This window comes from Rhizobium sp. 01N424 (assembly GCF_056399485.1).
On record NZ_JBFTRK010000001.1, the window covers coordinates 71,911 to 91,623 of the forward strand.

Consider the following 19,713-nt stretch of genomic DNA (forward strand, 5'->3'; position numbering starts at 1 on the left):
GTGCCGGCAAAATTGCTTCAAACGCCGTGCCGGCTAAGGAAATCTTCCGCCGAAAGCGCGCGGAAATCGTCGAGTGCCGAACGCAGTTTCGCATGCTCCCAATCCCACCAGGCAAGCTTGTCCATCCGCTCGCCGACGCCCCTGCCAAACCGCTCGCGAATGAGCTTTGCCGGTACGCCGCCGACGATCGTGTAGGGAGCGACATCCTTGGACACGACGGCACCCGCGCCGATCACGGCGCCGTTGCCGACGGTCACGCCGGGAAGGATCGTCGCGCCATGACCGATCCACACGTCATGACCGATGGTGACGCGATTGGACCGGCGCCACTCGAAGAAATCGGTCTCCATGTCGGCATCCGGCCAGTAGTCGGTGGCGCGGTAGGTGAAGTGGTGCAGTGTCGCCCGCCAGGTCGGATGGTTGGTGGCGTTGATGCGCACCGCGGCGGCGATGTTGACGAACTTGCCGATCGTCGCGCACCAGATCGAGCCGTCCTGCATGATGTAGGAATAGTCGCCGAACTCCACTTCGCTGATCCGGCACCGTTCCGAAACCTCGGTATAGCGGCCAAGCGTGGCGTCGCTGACCGATGCCGTCTCGTGGATATAGGGCTTTTCGCCAATCTGCCGTGTCATGCCGCAATGGCCTTTCTGGGAGAGAATTTCTGGACGTCGAGAATGCGGTCGGCGGCGGCTTCGCGCACTTCCTCGTCATGGAAGATGCCAAGCAGGGCAACGCCCGCCTTCTTCTTGTCGGCGATCATGGCGACGACGACAGCGCGGTTGGTGGCGTCGAGCGATGCCGTCGGTTCGTCGAGCAGCAGGATGGTGTGATCGGTGATGAAGCCGCGGGCGATGTTGACGCGCTGCTGCTCGCCGCCCGAGAAGGTCGCGGGCGGCAGCTGCCAGAGTGCCTCCGGCAGGTTGAGCTTGGTCAGCAGGACGGCAGCCCGCTCACGCGCCTCGCTCGCCGCTACGCCGCGGGCAAGCAGCGGCTCGGCAACGACGTCGAGGGCTGCAACGCGCGGCACGGTGCGCAGAAACTGGCTGACATAGCCAAGCGATTGCTTGCGCACCTCGATGATCGTGCGCGGATCGGCCGAGGCGAGATCGACGACCTTGCCCTGGTGATTGACCAGGATCTGGCCGGTATCGACGGCATAGTTGCCGTAGATCATCTTCAGGAGCGAGCTCTTGCCGATGCCCGAGGGGCCGCCGAGCACGACGCATTCGCCTGCGGCAACCGAGAAGGAGACATCCGAGACGACGGGCAGCTTGATGCCGTCGCGCAGATGCATGGTGAAGCTCTTTGCGACTTCCGAAACGACGAGTGGCGTTGCCATGGTCACACCTGCAGGATGGAGGAAACGAGAAGCTGGGTATAGGGCTCGCGCGGATCGTCGAGCACGCGGTCGGTGAGACCATGCTCGATGACATTGCCGTCCTTCATCACCATCATCCGGTGAGACAGCAGGCGCGCAACCGCGAGATCGTGGGTGACGACGATCGCCGCAAGCCCGAGATCGTTGACGAGACCACGGACGAGATCGAGCAGGCGGGCCTGCACCGAGACGTCGAGGCCGCCGGTCGGCTCGTCCATGAAAACGAGGCGAGGGCCGGTAACCAGATTGCGGGCAATCTGCAGGCGCTGACGCATGCCGCCGGAGAAGGCGCGCGGCTGGTCGTCGATGCGCTCGGCATTGATCTCGACGCGCTCCAGCCAGTCGATGGCCGTCGAGCGGATCTTGCCGTAGTGCCGGTCGCCGATCGCCATCAGCCGCTCGCCGACATTGGCGCCGGCCGAAACCGTCATGCGCAGGCCATCGGCAGGGTTCTGGTGCACGAAGCCCCAGTCGGTGCGCATCAGGAAGCGGCGCTCGGCCTCGTTCATGCGATAGAGATCGCGGTAGCTGCCGTCGCGCATGTGATACTCGACGCTGCCGGTGGTCGGCATCAGGCGGGTCGAGATGCAGTTGAGAAGCGTCGTCTTGCCGGAGCCGGATTCACCGACGATCGCCAGCACTTCACCGGGCCAGAGATCGAAGGACACGTTCCGGCAGCCGATGCGGTTGCCGTAGAATTTCGAGACGTCGTTGACTTTGAGAAGCGGTGTGTCGGTCATTCCGCAGCCTCCTTGGGCGCAAGCATTTCGCCGGCATGGCCGTGCTCGCGGCGGTCTTCGCAATGGTCGGTATCGGAGCAGACGAACATCCGCCCGCCCTTGTCGTCGAGGATGACCTCGTCGAGATAGACTTCCTCGGCGCCGCAGAGCGCGCAGGGCTTGCCGAAGCGCTGGATCTCGAAGGGATAGTCCTCGAAGTCGAGGCTGACGACGTCGGTATAGGGCGGCACGGCGTAGATGCGCTTCTCGCGTCCGGCGCCGAAGAGCTGCAGCGCGTCCGACATGTGCATCTTCGGATTGTCGAATTTCGGCGTCGGCGAGGGGTCCATGACATAGCGCCCGGCGACCTTCACCGGATAGGCGTAGGTCTTCGAGATCCGGCCGTTATGGGCGATGTCCTCGTAGAGCTTCACATGCATGAGGCCATATTCCTCCAGCGCATGCATCTTGCGGGTCTCGGTCTCGCGCGGTTCGAGGAAACGCAGCGGCTCCGGGATCGGCACCTGATAGACCAGCACCTGATTGGCGCCGAGCTTCTCTTCCGGAATGCGGTGGCGCGTCTGGATGATCGTCGCATCCTTGGTATGCGTGGTGACCGCCACATTGGCGACCTTCTGGAAGAAGGCGCGGATCGAGACGGCATTGGTCGTGTCGTCGGCGCCCTGGTCGATGACCTTGAGCACATCGTCAGGGCCGATGATAGATGCCGTGACCTGCACGCCGCCGGTGCCCCAGCCATAGGGCATCGGCATTTCGCGGCTGGCGAAGGGCACCTGGTAGCCGGGGATGGCGATCGCCTTCAAAATGGCTCGGCGGATCATCCGCTTCGTCTGTTCGTCGAGATAGGCGAAGTTGTAAGTGGCAAGATCGGTCATTCGGCTGCTTCCTTCATTGCTTCGCCGTTGCGGCGGCTTGCCTCGAAGTCGCGGCGCATGCGCCGCACGAGATCGAGTTCGGCCTGGAAGTCGACGTAATGCGGCAGTTTCAGATGCTCGACGAAGCCGGTCGACTGAACGTTGTCGGCATGCGAGATGACGAATTCTTCGTCCTGCGCCGGTGCCGTGACGTCTTCGCCGAGTTCGCCGGCGCGAAGCGCGCGGTCGACCAGCGACATCGACATCGCCTTGCGCTCGCTCTGGCCGAAGACCAGTCCATAGCCGCGGGTAAACTGCGGCGGCGCCTTGGCCGAGCCCTTGAACTGGTTGACCATCTGGCACTCGGTTACCTGGATGGTGCCGAGCGAGACGGCGAAGCCGAGTTCCGGAACATCGAATTCGACTTCCACCTCGCCGATGCGGATTTCGCCGGTGAAGGGATGGTTGCGGCCATAGCCGCGCTGCGTCGAATAACCGAGGGCCAGGAGGAAGCCTTCATCGCCGCGGGCCAGTGCCTGCAGACGCAGATCCCGGCTCATCGGGAATTCCATCGGCTCGCGCGTCAGGTCGCCGATCTCGTGATCCTCGGGCATGTCCCCATCGCCCTCGATCAGACCTTCCTGGCCAAGGATCTCGGAAACACGGATGACGCGGCCGGTTTCGGCCTGGCGCTGAGCCGGCTCTTCGACGGCTTCGTCAGTCAGGAGCGACGGGTCGAGCAGGCGGTGCGTGTAGTCGAAGGTCGGACCGAGCAGCTGGCCGCCCGGCAGGTCCTTGTAGGTTGCCGAGATACGGCGCTCGATGGTCATGCGGCTGGTGTCGAGCGGCTGTGAATAGCCGAAGCGTGGCAGCGTCGTACGGTAGGCGCGCAGCAGGAAGATCGCCTCGATCATGTCACCGCGCGACTGGCGTACGGCGAGCGCCGCCAGCGTCCGGTCGTAGAGCGAGGCTTCGGCCATGACGCGATCGACCGCGAGAGCCAGCTGGGCAACGATCTGCTCGATGCCGATGGCCGGAAGCGAGCGGTCGCCGCGGCGCCGGTCGGCGAGCAGGCGGTGAGCATTGGCGATGGCGGCCTCGCCACCTTTGACTGCAACATACATGGCTCACATCTCCGTTGCGGTAATTTTGGTGGTGCGCGGCAGGCAGAGGAAACTGCTGCCCGCCGTCAGAACGATGTCGATGCCCCTCGGGAAGAGGGTGCGGTTCTCGTTCCAGAGGCGGATGAATGTTTCCGGCAATCCCGACGGCGCGATTTCCGTCGTGGTCTTGATCCCCGGTCCCATCAGCGCCAGCGTCTTGCCGCCTTCGAGCGAAGCGATCTCGATAACAACCGTTGTCGAGCGGTCGGGATATTCCTGCGTGCCCGGCGCAAAGAGTCCGAAAGACGAAACTGCCATGCCGCTGTCGACGAAGGCGAAGCGCGCTTCGGCCTTCTCGGTCGTGACGGTCGCACCAGTATGAAAGCTCAGCCAGCCCGGCACCGCAGATTTGTTGAGCGCAGGCGAAAGCCAGACGGGCGTGTCGTGATCGCAGAGCGTCAATGCAATTGCACCGGCAGCTACGCCAAGGGGAGCCGGCGGCGCAGCATCGGGCGCCAGCGTCTGGACTGAGCCCGGGCGGGCCATGGCATCCATCATCGCCTTGAAGACGCTCTGGGCCTGGAAAACCGGCTCGGCAAAGCCGCCGGTCAAAGTATCGGTCTTGAGGTCCATCAGTCTTCTCCCCGCACCATGGTGAAGAAATCGACGCGAGTCGCGGCCGTCTCGTCGGCCTTCTGCTGCGCCGCGGCGGCAATGTGGCGGGCGATCGGCTGAAGCAGCTTTTCCTCGACGAAAGCCCTGCTTGCCTCCTCCTGCCAGAGAGCATCGAAGATGGCGGCAAGCCGTGCCTTCTTCCGATCGGTGCCGAGCGACTGGCCGTGGCCGACGGTCCCGCTTGCCAGCCGGATCGTTGCACGGGTGACCGTCACTTCGCCGAGATTGAAGGGCGAGCCGCCGCCGCCAATACGGCCACGAACCATCACCAGCCCGGTTTCGGGGCCGCGCACCGCCTGCACTTCCGGCTTATCCGCAAGCGCCTCCCAGGCGTCATCCAATTCGGCAAGGTCGGAGCGGGCGAGAAGATCGACCACTCTTTTCCTGCTGTCGGCTGCCTCGATTTTCTCTGCTGCTCTCATCGCCACATCCTTCGAAATGTCTATTGATATAGACAACCATACAAGATATGGTTACGCTTAAATCGGGGACGTGACAAGCGTGTGACACGGCAGGGGTGAAATGGCTGGGCTGAAGCAGGTGCAAAGGCAGACGGGGGTGGCGCTATGGCGTCAGATAGCGGATCGGATCCGCGAGGCAATCACCCGCGGTGCCTATGATGAAACGGGCATGGTGCCACCGGAAACGATGCTCGCCGAGCAGTTCGGCGTCAACCGGCATACGGTTCGAAGCGCCCTTGCCGCGCTGGCGCAGGAAGGCATCGTCCGCGCCGTGCAGGGTCGCGGCACGCTGATCGAGCGCCGGGAACGGCTGAACTTCCCGATCAGCAAGCGTACCCGTTTCACGGCGGGTATCAGCGGCCAGGCAAGAGAAACGCGCGGTTTCCTGCTGGCGGCTGCCGCTGAACCCGCTGATGCGGAGGTCGCTCGCTGGCTGAAGATGCGCGTGGGCGACGCGGTCATCAGGCTGGAGACGACGAGGGAGGCCGACAAGCGCCCGGTGTCACGGGCGACGAGCTGGTTTCCGGCCGCGCGCTTTGGTGATATCGCAGAAACCTATCGCAAGACGGAATCGATCACCAAGGCCTTCGCGCTGCTTGGCTTGCAGGACTATGTGCGCGCAACGACGGAGATCACCGCCGCGCATGCTGACGCCGGGGATATCGCCGATCTTGAGCTCACACCGGGCGCGATCCTGCTGATCACCAAGGCGATGAATACCGATCTCGACGGCGTTCCCGTTCAATATTCCGTCACCCGCTTCGCTGCCGACCGGGTGCAGTTCACCATCGAAAACTAAAAAAGCCGGGCGCTTGGCCCGGCTCTTCTGATCGATATGAACCCGGCTCAGTGTGCGGCGGACATGTCGCCCAGCACTTCCTTGGAAGCGACGCTGGAATCGGCCTTCAGCTTGTAGACCATCGGAACGCCGGTCGCGAGATTGAGATCCAGAACCTGCTCACGGGTCAGGTGGTCGAGCACCATGACCAGCGAACGCAGCGAGTTGCCGTGAGCCGCAACGAGAACCTTCTCGCCACGAAGAACGCGCGGCAGGATTTCCGTCAGGTAGTAAGGCCAGACGCGGGCGCCCGTGTCGCGCAGGCTTTCGCCGCCCGGAGGCGGGACGTCGTAGGAGCGGCGCCAGATATGAACCTGCTCCTCGCCCCACTTGGCGCGGGCATCGTCCTTGTTGAGGCCGGAAAGATCGCCGTAGTCACGCTCGTTGAGAGCCTGATCCTTGATCGTCTGCAGGCCGGGCTGGCCGACCTTGTCGAGGATGAGCTTCAGCGTGTGCTGCGCACGGGTGAGCGCAGACGTGTAGGCAACGTCGAACTTGATGCCGTAGTCGGCGAGTGCCTGGCCGCCGGTCGTGGCTTCCTGAATGCCGAGTTCGGTCAGATCGGGGTCCTTCCAGCCGGTGAAGAGGTTCTTCAGGTTCCAGTCGCTCTGGCCATGCCGAACGAGAACGAGTGTGCCGCTCATAAAAGTCTGCCTCCGTGGGGATTATTGTGAAGAGAGCCCGAGAACATCGAGCATGGAATAGAAACCCGGCTTCTTGTCGCGCGCCCAGAGCGCTGCCTTGATGGCCCCGCGGCCGAAGATCGAACGGTCCGCCGCGCTATGCGACATCGAGACGATCTCGCCTTCGCCGGCAAAGAGAACCGAATGTTCACCGATCACGGACCCGCCGCGCAACGTCGCAAAGCCGATTGTACCCGCTTCGCGGGCGCCGGTATGACCGTCACGAACGCGGACAGACTGGGTCTTCAGGTCGACAGCGCGGCCCTTTGCAGCGGCTTCGCCGAGCAACAGCGCGGTGCCGGAGGGCGCATCGACCTTGCGCTTGTGATGCATTTCGAGAACTTCGATATCCCAGTCTTCCGGCGAAAGCGCCCGCGCTGCCTGTTCGATGAAAACACTGAGAAGATTGACGCCGAGGCTCATATTGCCCGACTTGACGATGCGCGCATGGCGCCCGGCCGCCTGGATCTTGGCATCGTCGGCATCCGAGCATCCCGTCGTGCCGACCACATGGACGATGCGCGCCTGCGCGGCCAGTCCAGCAAATTCGACGCTCGCGTTCGGCGAGGTGAAATCGAGCACGCCCTCGGCATGCAGGAAGGCGGAAAGCGGATCATCACCGATGATCACGCCGTTCGGCCCAAGTCCGGCAAGTTCGCCCGCGTCGCGCCCGACGAAGGGCGAGCCGGCGCGTTCGATGGCCGCATGCAACGTGACGCCGTCAATGGAATCGATCAGCCGGATCAGCGTCTGGCCCATGCGCCCCGCTGCCCCAACCACAACCAGTTTCATAGCAGCGCCGCTCATATCAGTCGCATTCCCGCATCAAATGGAATTCGAGGCCGCAGGCCTCTGGAGATTGTTCAGGCGAGCGTAAAGTCCGTCTTCGAGCTTCGCAAGCGTCTCGTGATTGCCTTCCTCGACGACACGGCCCTGCTGCATGACGACGATCTTGTCGGCGCGCACCACGGTCGATAGCCGGTGAGCGATGACGACGACGGTTCGTCCGGTCATTGCTTCATCGAGCGCCTTTTGCACGGCAGCTTCCGATTCCGTATCGAGCGCTGAAGTCGCCTCGTCGAGAAGCAGGATCGGTGCATTGCGCACCAGCGCACGCGCGATCGAAAGGCGCTGCCGCTGACCACCGGAAAGCGTAACGCCATTCTCGCCGACCGCTGTGTCGTAGCCGTCGGGCTGCGCCATGATGAAGTCGTGGGCATAGGCAAGGCGCGCCGCTTCCTCGATCTCCGCATCCGTCGCATCCGGACGGCCATAACGGATATTGTCGCGGATCGAGCCCTCGAACAGGTAAGGCTGCTGCGAGACATAAGCGAGCTGCTCACGCAGCGACTGCTTGGTCACATGGGCGATGTCCTGCCCATCGACGATGATCTCACCGCTCTTCGGATCGTAGAAGCGCGGGATCAGATTGATAATCGTCGACTTGCCGGCGCCGGACGGCCCCACAAGAGCCGTGGTCTTTCCGCCTTCTGCGACAAAGCTCACATCGCTCAGCACAGGGTCGTTGCCATAGGCAAAGGAAACATTGCGGAATTCGATGCGGGCTTCTGTCGCCGTCAGCGGCTTCGCATCCGGCAGATCGCGCTGCCGCGGCTCCATGTCGAGCAATTCATAGATCATCCGCGCGTTGACGGCCGCGCGCTCCATCTGCACCTGAAGCTTGGCAAGGCGGCGCAGCGGATCGTAGGCAAGCAGCAACGCGGTGATAAACGAGAAGAACGCGCCAGGCGGGACGTTGTAATAGATCGAGCGGTAAGCGGCGTAGGCCAGGACACCGGCCACGGCCAGACCCGCAAAGCTCTCGGTCATCGGCGCATTGCGTTCGGAGAGGCGGGCGATCTTGTTGGCGCGCTGCTCAGCGACGCCGATGATCTGATTGACCCGTTTTTCAAGCTCGCGTTCCATGGTGAACGCCTTGACGATCGCAATGCCCTGGATCGATTCCTGCATTGCCCCGAAAGCACGGCTGTTCAGGTGGATCGATTCCTTTGTGACATCCCGAAGGCGCTTGGAAAGATAGCGAAGTCCTAGAAGCAACGGCGGCGCCATCACGAAAATGATGACGCTCAGGATCGGATCCTGATAGACCATGACCGCGACCAGCGAGACGAAGGAGAGCAGGTCGCGTGCCGTCGAGGTGATTGTCAGGTTCATTACATCGCGGATACCGCTGACATTCTGGCTGACCTGGGCGGCGATCTGCGCCGAGCGTGTGTCGTTGTAGTAACCGACTGACAGCGTCATCAGGTGCGCATAGATCCGTCGCTGGTAACGCGCGACGATATTATTGCCAACCTTCGACAACGCCACCGCCTGGCCATAACTGGCGAAACCACGCGCCACGAAGGCGATGAAGATTGACAGACAGATGACCCACACGATGTCGGCCCGCCTGTTGGCAAAAGCCTCGTCGATGATCGCGCGCATGATCCAGGCCGTATAGGCCGTCGAGAGCGCGACGATGATCAGGCAGACGATCGCGAAGACGTAGCCCATGACGTGCTCACGGCCGTTCTCGGCGATGATGCGCTTCAGTACGCTTGCGACCGTATCGCTATTCACGCTCTTGTTTGCGGGCGATTCCAAAAATTGCGCTTCCCGTTTCAGATCGTGTGCGTGGCAAGCCCGCGCACTCGCGGGGCTCTATAAAGATTTGCCAGCGGCTTGGCTAGACTGGCGCTAGCTCCGCCAGCGCCGCCCATCCGTCGAAACGCCGAAGGTCTCCGGTGCACGGGCGTAGAAGGAAAGTCCGGCCAGTGCCGCCAGCGGGTGCGTGACGACGAAAGTCGGGATGTCGCGCAGCCAGTGCGAGTGCGGCGCTTTGTCCTCGAAGGCGGCGCGGAATTCCGGTTTGCGGAGCGCCGGCAGGATCTTCTGCGAAATACCGCCGGAGAGATAGACGCCGCCTTTCGCCATGAAAAGCATCGCGATATCGCCGGCGAGCCGGCCGAGATAGGTCGAAAACAGCGAAATGGTTTCGGCGGCAACGGGATCGGTTGCGGCAAGTGCGTGCGACGTCACATCGGCCGGATCGCTATATTTCGGCTCGATACCATCGGCAATGCAGATGGCGCGATAGAGATGCACAATCCCGCGGCCGCAAAGAATCTGCTCTGCCGAAACGCGCCCTTCGATCTGCTCGATATAGGGGAAGATCTGCAGGTCGCGCTCCGAGCGCGGACCGAGATCGACATGGCCGCCTTCGCCAGGAACCGGGATCCACGAGCCGCGCGCATGAACCAGGCCGCCAACGCCAAGACCCGTACCCGGCCCGAGAACGGCACGTGAAGCGATCAGGTCGCCCGAGGCGGGACCGATCTGTTCGCGTTCATCCGGCGCGAGCGCCGAAATTGCCAGCGCCTGTGCCTCGAAGTCGTTGACGACGAGAACATCCTCGATGCCGAGGCCCGATATCATCGTATGCGGCCGCACGACCCAGTCACAGTTGGTCAGCGGAATCTCGTCGCCATTGATAGGACCGGCAACGGCAAGAATGGCCGAACGCGGCCGAAGGTCCGTCTTTGCAAAAACGCCTGCCTTGATAGCGTCGTCGATCGTCTCGAAATCGGCCGTCCGGACATTCGGAAAGTTGATCGCTTCGGCCGATGCGTCGGCGAGGATCGAGAAGCGGGCATTGGTACCGCCAATGTCGCCGATCAGGATCGGGAAGGGCATCTGGGCATCGCTGGCATCAAGCATGGACATGGCCTTTTCCGCTCAAGCTTTAAGGGTCGGAATGAGTTTATCGGCGGTCGCTTCGTTCAGCGCCATCGGAATATCGTAGACAATCGCAAGCCGCATCAGCGCTTTCACATCGACATCATGCGGCATCGGCGTCAGCGGATCGACGAAGAAGATCAGCGCACCGATCTCGCCCGTCGATATCAGCGCGCCGATCTGCTGGTCGCCGCCGAGCGGGCCGCTCTTCAGGCGCGTCACGTCGAGATCGGGGACGGCATCGAGAACGCGGCCGCCGGTGGTGCCCGTCGCGACGATCTTCCATTTTGCGAGAAGGTCGCGGTTGCGGCGGGCAAATTCCGCCATGTCGTCTTTCTTCTGGTCATGCGCAATCAATGCGAGGCATTTGCCGCCGGCCATCAAGAAGGACCTCCATCACGGGTTTCAATCGATTTGGCCGTTTCTATACCAAGCGTGCGATTTGAAACACAAGCCTGCGCTGCGATCATTGCATCGGCTTGTCGGCGGGAACCGGAACGGTGGGCGGCAGACCCTGATCCGAAACGGCAGGCGCCGCAGCTGGAGTCGCCGTCAGCGCGCTTGCCGCCGAAGGGCCGCCATAGGTCGCTGCCGCCACCGAGGCTACGGAAGGTGTATCGAGCACGGCCGCACAGGCCTTCGGTAGATCGGAAACCAAGCCTTCACGCGGCGGCTTCGGCGGCGGCGTGCCGGGCTTCGGCGGTGCGGGTTTTGCCCAGGGTTCCTTGGTAAACCACCAGGCGAGCGACTTGTCGCAGCCGTCTCCGGCTGCAACAGGCGCCTGCGGCTTGCAGGCGGTGGCGCCCGGCGGGCACTTGATACGGATATGGAAATGCGAGTCGTGGCCATATTCCGGGCGCAGCTTGCCGAGATTGGCGCGGTCGCCGGTCCAGGTGTCGCACATCTTCTTCTTGATCGCCGGATTGACGAAAATCCGCTCGACCTGCGGATAGCTGGCGGCGAGCATCAGAAGTTCGGCGTGCGACTGCGTCCAGATCTTCGGATCGACGGTCAGGAACTTGCCCTTCTGCAGCATCGTCGTGAACGGCAGATCTTCACGCTGCTGCGCGCTCATGCGCTGCGATGGCATCGGGGTGAGCCAGATATCTGCATCGAGGCCGACCTGATGAGAGGCGTGCCCATTGAACATCGGTCCGCCGCGCGGCTGCGCGATATCGCCGACAAGCAGACCCGGCCAGCCTGCCTGTTGCTGCGCATCGCGGGAGAGCCGCTCTAGAAGCGCGATCATCGCGGGATTGCCCCAGCGCCGGTTGCGCGACAGCCGCATGGCCTGCCAGGTCGGGCCGTCGGCCGGAAGCGCAACGGCGCCCGACATGCAGCCCTTGGCATAAAACCCAATCGGCTGCGCCGGCCCCTGAGAGGGAAGCGAAACCGACCCGAAGATCGCTTTTGCACTCCCTGGGCTCGGTTGCTTCTGTTGGGCACCGGCGTCAGCCGATATGAGGCCGGCGCTCAATGCGCCCGCCAAGGCGAGTTTGCCGAAAATCTTGGACGAAGCGAGGCGGAGCGTCATGCGGGTTCCCGAAATTGCCAGGTGATTTGCAGTTGAATTTACCGTGAAAAGCAATTCTGGTGAATCGATGTTTTCATCGCGCTTCGCGCGAAGGCGGGCCGCTTCTGCTTAGAGATTGGCGAGGATATCGGCGGTCTTTCTGACGCGCGACAGCCGCGGCAGGATTTTTTCACACGAAAATCCGTGCATCTCCGCGGTGAAGCTCGTCATCGCGTCTTCGGCGGCAATGACCGCGTAGTTATGTGCATAGGCATCGCGAGTGGTCGACTCGACGCCGAAATTGGTTGCGATCCCCGCGAGGATGACGGTCCTGATGCCGCGGCGGCGAAGCTGAAGATCGAGATCGGTGCCGTAGAACGCGCTCCATTGACGCTTGACGACATGGGCATCGACAGTCAGTGCCGCAATCTCCGGCGGCGCTTCGAGTGCGGCGGCGGGCAGTCCGCCTTTTGGGAAGCTCGCCGGTTCGTCGGCCAGCTGATTGACGGCGTCGGCATAGTCCGCAGAGAACCCGACGGTGACGAGTATGACGGTGCCGCCTTTTGATTTCAGCTGTCTGGCAATCGCCGTGGTGTTTTCAATGACGTGCTGAGCACTGTGAGGAGCAACCGGCCGGCTGGTGATAAAGGCCTGCAGGTCGATAGAGATAAGTGCGGTGGTCTTGGGATCATAAAGGGACATGGGGGCTCCGAACGGCAGGTCAAAATTTCGCGAGATCGGCAAAAACCAAACTCTCTCCTGTTTTTCGCCGCCATTTTCCTTATTCTCGCCCGAACCGAAACAATAGGGGTTGGCGAATGGCGTTTGTGGGGTCGAAGAAAAGTCTGGTTGTTGCTCTCGTGGCACTGAGCGCGCTGGCCTTGCCCGTTAAAGCCCAGGAGCAGAACTTCCAGATCGGAACGTCGACTATCGGCGAACTCAAATACAAGCCGGGCTTCAAGCGCTTCGACTATGTTAACCCGGATGCGCCGAAGGGCGGCACGCTCAATCTGTCGACGACAGGTACCTTCGACACCTTCAATCCGCTGCTTTCCAAGGGCGAACTGGCGGACGGTTCGCCGCTGGTGTTCGAGACGCTGACGAAATCGGCCGACGATGAGTTGCTCGCCAGCTATGGCTTGCTGGCGGAAGGCATTTCCTACCCCGCCGATTTCTCCAGCGCGACATTCAGGCTGCGTGCGGAAGCAAAATGGGCCGACGGTCAACCGGTAACGCCTGATGATGTCATCTTCAGCCTGGACAAGGCAAAGGAGCTCAATCCACTCCTCTCGAATTACTACAAGCACGTCACGAAGGCCGAGAAGACCGGCGAACGCGATGTGACTTTCTCGTTTGACGAGAAGGGCAACAAGGAGCTCCCGAATATCCTTGGCCAGTTGTCGATCCTGCCGAAGCACTGGTGGGAAGGGACGGGTGCTGACGGCAAGCCGCGCGACATAACCAAGACGACGCTTGAGACGCCCATGGGCTCCGGACCCTATAAGATCGCCGCCTTCACCGCCGGTTCCACAGTGCGCTATGAATTGCGCGACGACTATTGGGGCAAGGACGTCAACGTCAATGTCGGTCAGAACAATTTCCGCAACATCACCTATACGTTCTTCGGAGACCGTGACGTCGAGTTCGAGGCATTCCGGGCGGGCAACGTGGATTACCGCCAAGAAAACCAGGCAAGCCGCTGGGCGACCGCCTATGATTTTCCGGCCGTCAAGGATGGGCGTGTCATCCGGGAGGAAGTGCCGAACGCTCTGCGTTCCGTCGGCATCATGCAGGCGCTGACCCCCAATACGCGCCGCGACCAGTTCAAGGATCCGCGCGTCCGCGAGGCGCTCAATTACGCTTTCGACTTCGAGGATTTGAACAAGAACTTGGCCTATGGCGCCTTCAAGCGGATCGACAGCTACTTCTGGGGAACTGACCTTGCATCTTCGGCGCTGCCGCAGGGGCGCGAGCTTGAAATCCTGCAGGGTCTGAAGGATCAGGTGCCGCCGGAGGTGTTCACCACGCCTTACACGAACCCTGTTGCAGGCGATCCGCAGAAGCTGCGCGACAACCTCAAGACGGCGATCGGGCTGTTCAAGGAAGCCGGTTACGAGCTGAAGGGCAACAAGATGGTCAACAGCAAGACCGGCCAGCCGATGAGCTTCGAGATCCTGCTCTCGAACTCGTCTTTCGAACGTTCGGTCATGCCCTTCGCCAACAATCTCAAGAAGATCGGCATCGACGCCCGTCTGCGCACGGTCGATGCCTCGCAATATACGAACCGCGTCCGGAGCTTCGACTACGACATGATCTGGTCGATCTGGGGCGAGACGATGAATCCGGGCAATGAGCAGATGGACTATTGGGGTTCCCAGGCCGCCGCGCAGCAGGGCTCACGCAATTATGCCGGTATCACCAATCCGGCGATCGACACGCTGATCAAGATGATCATTTTCGCCCCCAATCGCGACGAGCAGGTGGCGGCGATCAAGGCGATGGACCGGGTGCTGCTCGCCAATCACTACGTCGTGCCGCTCTTCTACAGCAACAACTCCCGTCTCGCCTATTGGGACAAGATCGCTCACCCGGCGGAGCTGCCGGAATATTCCATCGGCTTCCCCGATGTCTGGTGGTCGAAGGACGCGAAATAGCGGACTTGCATTGGCTGGGCCGCTAAGGTCCAAATGGTCCATTCGAATCACCATGAAAAGCCGGGCTAACCGGTGAAAGGCCCAGCGATTGACGACTTCTGACAGGATGCGCATCCCGGCGAAATTCAAGACCTGGAAGGCCGCGCGCTGATGGGAGCCTATATCCTTCGCCGCCTGCTTCTGATGATACCGACGATCATCGGCATCATGGCGATCTCCTTCACCGTCATCCAGTTTGCGCCGGGCGGCCCGGTCGAGCAGGTGATCGCGCAGCTCACCGGCCAGGCCGACAGCGCCGACCAGCGTCTTTCCGGCGGTGGCGGTGATCTTCTGGGGCAGGGTGGTGACGAGGGATCGCGATATCGCGGCGCCCAGGGCCTTGATCCGGAGTTGATCGCCAAGCTCGAAAAGCAATTCGGTTTCGACAAGCCGCCGCTGACCCGCTTCGGCGAGATGATGTGGAATTATATCCGCTTCGATTTCGGCGAAAGCTTCTTCCGCAACACGTTGGTTCTCGATCTGATCAAGGACAAGCTGCCGGTGTCGATCTCGCTCGGCGTCTGGATCATGATCTTCTCCTACACGATCTCCATCCCGCTCGGCATCCGCAAGGCGGTCAAGGACGGATCGACCTTCGACGTCTGGACGTCTGGCGTCATCATCGTCGGCTATGCAGTGCCGAGCTTCCTCTTCGGCATCTTGTTGATCGTGCTCTTTGCCGGCGGATCCTTCTACGACTGGTTCCCGCTCCGTGGCCTGGTTTCCGACAATTTCGATCAGCTCGCCTGGTGGCAGAAGCCGCTCGATTACTTCTGGCATCTGGCGCTGCCGCTGATCTCGCTGTCGCTGGCCGCCTTCGCGACGACGACGCTGCTGACCAAGAATTCGTTCATCGAGGAGATCAAGAAGCAGTATGTCACGACCGCCCGTGCCAAGGGGCTCAATGAGCGCCAGGTTCTCTACGGGCATGTGTTCCGCAATGCCATGCTGATCGTCATCGCCGGCTTTCCCGGCGCCTTCATCTCGGCCTTCTTCACCGGCTCGCTGCTGATCGAGAATATCTTCTCGCTCGATGGCCTCGGCCGTCTTGGCTACCTCTCGGTGGTCAACCGCGACTACCCGATCGTCTTTGCAACGCTCTACATCTTCTCGTTGCTTGGCCTCTTCGTCGGCCTGATATCGGATCTGATCTATACCTGGATCGACCCGCGCATCGATTTCGAGCGGAGGGATGTGTGATGGATACCGCCGCCAATCCCGCCACCGCCACGCCCGTCAAGCCGCCACGCAAGGGGCTGCTGTCGCCGACCAATATCCGCCGCTGGCGGAATTTCCGCGCCAATGGCCGCGGCTACTGGTCCCTGTGGCTGTTCATGGTGCTGTTCATCCTCAGCCTGTTTGCCGAATTCATCGCCAACGACAAGCCGATCATCGCCTCCTACAAGGGCGAGATTCTCTTTCCTGTCGTCGTCGATTATCCGGAAGAGAAGTTCGGCGGCTTCCTCGCCGAGACCGATTACCGCTCGGATGTCATCACCGATGAGATCAATGCCAATGGCTGGATGATCTGGCCGCCGATCCGCTATTCCTACCGCTCGGTCAATTCGAACATCCCGCATTCCGCCCCGACCGGCCCCTTCTGGCTGATGGGCGCCGAGGAACGCTGCGCCGGTTATCCGCAGGGCGTCAACGACCCGAACTGCAACTATGGCAATCTCAACTGGCTGGGCACGGACGATCAGGCGCGCGACGTGCTGGCTCGCGTGATCTACGGCTTCCGCATCTCTGTGCTCTTCGGCCTGGCACTGACCATCTGCTCGGCCGTCGTCGGCGTCACCGCCGGCGCAGTGCAGGGCTATTTCGGCGGCTGGACCGACCTGCTGCTGCAGCGCTTCATCGAGATATGGTCGTCGATGCCGGTGCTCTACATCCTGTTGATCATCGCCGCGATCCTGCCGCCCGGCTTCTTCGTGCTGCTCGGCATCATGTTGCTGTTCTCCTGGGTCGGCTTCGTCGGCGTCGTCCGTGCCGAATTCCTGCGGGCGCGAAACTTCGAGTATGTGCGTGCAGCCCGCGCGCTTGGCGTCAACAACCGCACCATCATGTGGCGCCACATGCTGCCAAACGCCATGGTCGCGACCCTGACCTTCCTGCCCTTCATCCTGTCGGGCTCGATCACCACGCTGACCTCGCTGGACTTCCTCGGCTTCGGCATGCCGCCCGGCTCGCCGTCGCTGGGTGAGATGATCGCCCAGGGCAAGTCCAACCTGCAGGCGCCATGGCTGGGGCTCACCGCCTTCTTCGCCATGTCGATCATGCTCTCGCTGCTGATCTTCATCGGCGAGGCGGTCCGCGATGCCTTCGACCCAAGGAAGACGTTCCAATGAGCGAGAGCCCCGAAACCCTCCTCTCGGTCCGCGATCTCTCGGTTGCCTTTCATCAGGGTGGCGAAACATCGCTGGCTGTGGATCGCATTTCCTTCGATATCCGCAAGGGCGAAGTCGTGGCGCTGGTCGGTGAATCTGGCTCCGGTAAATCGGTCTCGGCCAACTCCGTCCTGCGGTTGCTTCCCTATCCGACGGCAAGCCACCCGACGGGGCAGATTCTGTTCAAGGGCAGGGACCTGCTGAAGGCATCGGACAAGGAGCTGCGCCAAGTGCGCGGCAACGACATCACGATGATCTTTCAGGAGCCGATGACCTCGCTCAATCCGCTCCACAACATTGAAAAACAGATTGCCGAAATCCTCGACCTGCATCAGGGCGTGACCGGTGCCGCAGCGCGCAAGCGCGTGCTGGAACTCCTGAACCAGGTCGGTATCCGTGAGCCGGAAAAACGCCTCAAGGCCTATCCGCATGAGCTGTCGGGCGGCCAGCGCCAGCGCGTGATGATCGCCATGGCGCTCGCCAACCGGCCGGAACTGCTGATCGCCGACGAGCCGACGACGGCGCTCGACGTCACGGTGCAGGCACAGATCCTCGAACTGCTGCGCAAGCTGAAGGGCGAGCATGGCATGTCCATGCTGTTCATCACCCATGACCTCGGCATCGTCCGCAAGTTCGCCGACCGCGTCTGCGTCATGACCAAGGGTAAGATCGTCGAGACGGGTACGGTCGAGGAAGTCTTCACCCGGCCGCAGCACGAATATACCCGCCACCTTCTGGCCTCCGAGCCGCGCGGCGAGCCGCCACTGGCCGATCTGACGAAGCCCGTCGTCATGGAAGGCTCGGATATCCGCGTCTGGTTCCCGATCAAGGCCGGCCTGATGCGCAGCGTGGTCGACCACGTCAAGGCGGTCGACGGCATCGATCTGTCGCTGCGGGCTGGCCAGACGCTCGGCGTCGTCGGCGAATCCGGTTCGGGCAAGACCACGCTCGGCCTGGCGCTGACGCGGCTGATCTCGTCCAAGGGCCGCATCAGCTTCGTCGGCAAGGATATAGCAAGCTATTCGTTCACGCAGATGCGGCCGCTGCGCAATCAGCTGCAGGTGGTCTTCCAGGATCCCTATGGCTCGCTCAGCCCTCGCATGTCGGTCGGCGATATCATCGCCGAAGGACTGAAGGTGCACGAGCGCTCGCTCTCGCACGAAGATCGCGACCAGCGCGTCTGCTGGGCGCTGGAAGAGGTCGGCCTCGATCCGCTGACCCGCTGGCGATACCCGCATGAATTCTCCGGTGGTCAGCGCCAGCGCATCGCCATTGCCCGCGCCATGGTGCTGAAGCCGCGCTTCGTCATGCTCGACGAGCCGACATCGGCGCTCGATATGAGCGTCCAGGCCCAGGTGGTCGATCTGCTGCGCGATCTGCAGAAAAAGCATGACCTTGCCTATCTCTTCATCAGCCACGACCTGAAGGTCGTCAAAGCGCTCGCCAACGACGTCATCGTCATGCGCTTCGGCAAGGTGGTGGAGCAGGGGCCGTCTGCCGAGATATTCCAGGCACCGAAGGACGATTACACCAAGGCGCTGATGGCCGCCGCATTCAACATCGAGGCAGTGCCGACGCCTGCCGTTCAGCAGTAAAGAAGACCATGTCCGCAAGACCGCCCGTTCTCGTCGATCTCAAATTCAATCCTGAAGGCATCGCCCGCATCCTGAAAACCGCCTTTGCGGATCGCGGCAGCATCAGCCTAGCCGATCCCACGAGCAAGGGCAGGGATCTCAGCGCCTGCGAATACGCGCTGCTCTGGAAGCCGGATGCTGACCTTTTCGAGCGGGCGCCAAACCTGAAGATCATTTTTTCCGGTGGTGCCGGCGTCGACAGCATCATGACGCTTCCCGGTCTGCCCGACGTGCCGATCGTCCGCTTCGTCGATCGCAGCCTGACGGTGCGGATGAGCGAATGGGTCGTGATGCAGTGCCTCATGCATCTGCGCGATCAGCGGGGACACGACCAGCATCAGCGTGATCGCGTCTGGGGCAAGATGGCGCCGCCAGAAGCTGCCGAAATCACCGTCGGCGTGATGGGCCTCGGCGTGCTCGGCCAGGATGCCGTCCGCAAGCTCAAGGTCATGGGTTTCGACGTCATCGGCTGGTCGCGCACCAGAAAAGACCTCGACGGCGTCGAGACATTCGATGCAGCCGAACTCGATGTCTTTCTGTCGAAGACCGATATTCTCGTCGGCCTTCTGCCGCTGACGCCCGAAACGACGGGTTTCTATAACGCCGGCCTGTTCAGGAAGCTGCGCCAGGGCGGCGCGCTCGGCAAACCTGTTTTCATCAATGCCGGGCGCGGCAAGAGCCAGATCCAGAGCGATATCGTCGCGGCCATCGAAGGCGGCATACTCGGCGGCGCCTCGCTTGATGTTTTCGAAGTCGAGCCGCTGCCGGCTGACGATCCGCTCTGGGGTCTCGACAGCGTCTTCATCACGCCGCACGACGCGGCGATCTCCGAAGAAAACGCGCTCTTCCGGCATGTCGAGCAGCAGATCGCCCGCTTCGAAAAGGGCGAGCCGCTGCAGTTCCTCGTCAATCGCGGCGCGGGATACTGACCGGCCCGGCCGGGAACATTCGCCGTTTCTCTTCGTTGTTCTCACCGGAAGCTTTCGGCAGGCCGCATTCCGGCTGTCCGCTTA

General features: G+C 62.0%; 20 protein-coding genes. 6 read left to right on the plus strand and 14 right to left on the minus strand.

Annotated elements, in window-relative coordinates:
- Positions 1 to 17: 17 nt before the first annotated feature.
- From AC1DNK_RS00375 to phnG, 7 genes are read right to left on the minus strand one after another with little or no spacing between them, the layout of a single operon-like run.
- On the minus strand, positions 18 to 635 hold the full coding sequence (locus AC1DNK_RS00375; RefSeq protein ID WP_477938755.1) for a DapH/DapD/GlmU-related protein: 618 nt from the start codon (positions 633 to 635) through the stop codon (positions 18 to 20).
- Positions 632 to 1,342 (minus strand): phosphonate C-P lyase system protein PhnL, encoded by a 711-nt coding sequence (phnL, locus tag AC1DNK_RS00380; protein ID WP_477938756.1) that lies wholly within the window; start codon positions 1,340 to 1,342, stop codon positions 632 to 634. The genes AC1DNK_RS00375 and phnL overlap by 4 nt, the downstream gene beginning before the upstream one ends.
- A gap of 2 nt (positions 1,343 to 1,344) precedes the next feature.
- A complete protein-coding gene (gene phnK / locus AC1DNK_RS00385; protein WP_112385056.1) occupies positions 1,345 to 2,121 on the minus strand; it encodes a phosphonate C-P lyase system protein PhnK in 777 nt (258 codons plus the stop codon).
- A complete protein-coding gene (locus AC1DNK_RS00390; protein WP_112539950.1) occupies positions 2,118 to 2,996 on the minus strand; it encodes an alpha-D-ribose 1-methylphosphonate 5-phosphate C-P-lyase PhnJ in 879 nt (292 codons plus the stop codon). The genes phnK and AC1DNK_RS00390 overlap by 4 nt, the downstream gene beginning before the upstream one ends.
- A complete protein-coding gene (locus tag AC1DNK_RS00395; RefSeq protein ID WP_112385058.1) occupies positions 2,993 to 4,099 on the minus strand; it encodes a carbon-phosphorus lyase complex subunit in 1,107 nt (368 codons plus the stop codon). The genes AC1DNK_RS00390 and AC1DNK_RS00395 overlap by 4 nt, the downstream gene beginning before the upstream one ends.
- Before the next feature lie 3 nt (positions 4,100 to 4,102).
- Positions 4,103 to 4,711, minus strand: coding sequence for a phosphonate C-P lyase system protein PhnH (gene phnH, locus AC1DNK_RS00400; protein WP_477938757.1), 609 nt, complete (start codon positions 4,709 to 4,711; stop codon positions 4,103 to 4,105).
- On the minus strand, positions 4,711 to 5,175 hold the full coding sequence (phnG, locus tag AC1DNK_RS00405) for a phosphonate C-P lyase system protein PhnG (RefSeq protein WP_477938759.1): 465 nt from the start codon (positions 5,173 to 5,175) through the stop codon (positions 4,711 to 4,713). Before phnG ends, phnH begins: the two co-directional genes overlap by 1 nt.
- Positions 5,176 to 5,275: 100 nt before the next feature.
- Here phnG and phnF point away from each other — a divergent pair, with 100 nt between their 5' ends.
- Complete coding sequence (gene phnF / locus AC1DNK_RS00410; protein ID WP_477938760.1) at positions 5,276 to 6,013, plus strand: phosphonate metabolism transcriptional regulator PhnF; 738 nt, start codon at positions 5,276 to 5,278, stop codon at positions 6,011 to 6,013.
- Positions 6,014 to 6,060: 47 nt separating this feature from the next.
- Here the strand turns inward: phnF and AC1DNK_RS00415 are convergent, their stop codons facing one another.
- From AC1DNK_RS00415 to AC1DNK_RS00445, 7 genes are all read right to left on the minus strand, one after another.
- The gene (locus AC1DNK_RS00415) at positions 6,061 to 6,696 is read right to left on the minus strand and encodes a 2,3-bisphosphoglycerate-dependent phosphoglycerate mutase (protein ID WP_112514256.1); all 636 of its coding nucleotides are present in this window, start codon (positions 6,694 to 6,696) and stop codon (positions 6,061 to 6,063) included.
- A 21-nt stretch (positions 6,697 to 6,717) separates the two neighbouring features.
- Complete coding sequence (gene dapB / locus AC1DNK_RS00420) at positions 6,718 to 7,542, minus strand: 4-hydroxy-tetrahydrodipicolinate reductase (protein WP_477938761.1); 825 nt, start codon at positions 7,540 to 7,542, stop codon at positions 6,718 to 6,720.
- 18 nt (positions 7,543 to 7,560) lie between these two features.
- Positions 7,561 to 9,342 carry an ABC transporter ATP-binding protein gene (locus AC1DNK_RS00425; protein WP_112385064.1) on the minus strand — a complete coding sequence of 594 codons (1,782 nt, stop codon included), beginning with the start codon at positions 9,340 to 9,342 and terminating at the stop codon, positions 7,561 to 7,563.
- 93 nt (positions 9,343 to 9,435) lie between these two features.
- Complete coding sequence (locus AC1DNK_RS00430) at positions 9,436 to 10,461, minus strand: glucokinase (RefSeq protein ID WP_477938763.1); 1,026 nt, start codon at positions 10,459 to 10,461, stop codon at positions 9,436 to 9,438.
- Positions 10,462 to 10,473: 12 nt separating this feature from the next.
- A complete protein-coding gene (locus tag AC1DNK_RS00435) occupies positions 10,474 to 10,854 on the minus strand; it encodes a methylglyoxal synthase (protein WP_112385066.1) in 381 nt (126 codons plus the stop codon).
- Between the two features lie 85 nt (positions 10,855 to 10,939).
- Positions 10,940 to 12,007: a penicillin-insensitive murein endopeptidase gene (mepA, locus tag AC1DNK_RS00440; RefSeq protein WP_477938765.1), complete on the minus strand. Its 1,068-nt coding sequence runs from the start codon at positions 12,005 to 12,007 to the stop codon at positions 10,940 to 10,942.
- 108 nt (positions 12,008 to 12,115) lie between these two features.
- Positions 12,116 to 12,688 (minus strand): hydrolase, encoded by a 573-nt coding sequence (locus AC1DNK_RS00445; protein ID WP_477939824.1) that lies wholly within the window; start codon positions 12,686 to 12,688, stop codon positions 12,116 to 12,118.
- A gap of 116 nt (positions 12,689 to 12,804) precedes the next feature.
- On the opposite strand from AC1DNK_RS00445, the gene AC1DNK_RS00450 reads away from it, so the two are divergent.
- The 5 genes from AC1DNK_RS00450 to AC1DNK_RS00470 all read left to right on the plus strand — a co-directional run bounded on the left by AC1DNK_RS00450 (position 12,805) and on the right by AC1DNK_RS00470 (position 19,629).
- Positions 12,805 to 14,640 (plus strand): extracellular solute-binding protein, encoded by a 1,836-nt coding sequence (locus tag AC1DNK_RS00450; RefSeq protein WP_477938766.1) that lies wholly within the window; start codon positions 12,805 to 12,807, stop codon positions 14,638 to 14,640.
- Between the two features lie 150 nt (positions 14,641 to 14,790).
- Positions 14,791 to 15,879, plus strand: coding sequence for a microcin C ABC transporter permease YejB (locus tag AC1DNK_RS00455; protein WP_477938768.1), 1,089 nt, complete (start codon positions 14,791 to 14,793; stop codon positions 15,877 to 15,879).
- A complete protein-coding gene (locus tag AC1DNK_RS00460) occupies positions 15,879 to 17,027 on the plus strand; it encodes an ABC transporter permease (RefSeq protein ID WP_477939826.1) in 1,149 nt (382 codons plus the stop codon). The genes AC1DNK_RS00455 and AC1DNK_RS00460 overlap by 1 nt, the downstream gene beginning before the upstream one ends.
- Positions 17,024 to 18,661 carry an ABC transporter ATP-binding protein gene (locus AC1DNK_RS00465; protein WP_477938769.1) on the plus strand — a complete coding sequence of 546 codons (1,638 nt, stop codon included), beginning with the start codon at positions 17,024 to 17,026 and terminating at the stop codon, positions 18,659 to 18,661. The genes AC1DNK_RS00460 and AC1DNK_RS00465 overlap by 4 nt, the downstream gene beginning before the upstream one ends.
- Positions 18,662 to 18,669: 8 nt before the next feature.
- The gene (locus tag AC1DNK_RS00470) at positions 18,670 to 19,629 is read left to right on the plus strand and encodes a 2-hydroxyacid dehydrogenase (RefSeq protein ID WP_477938770.1); all 960 of its coding nucleotides are present in this window, start codon (positions 18,670 to 18,672) and stop codon (positions 19,627 to 19,629) included.
- Positions 19,630 to 19,713: the final 84 nt, after the last annotated feature.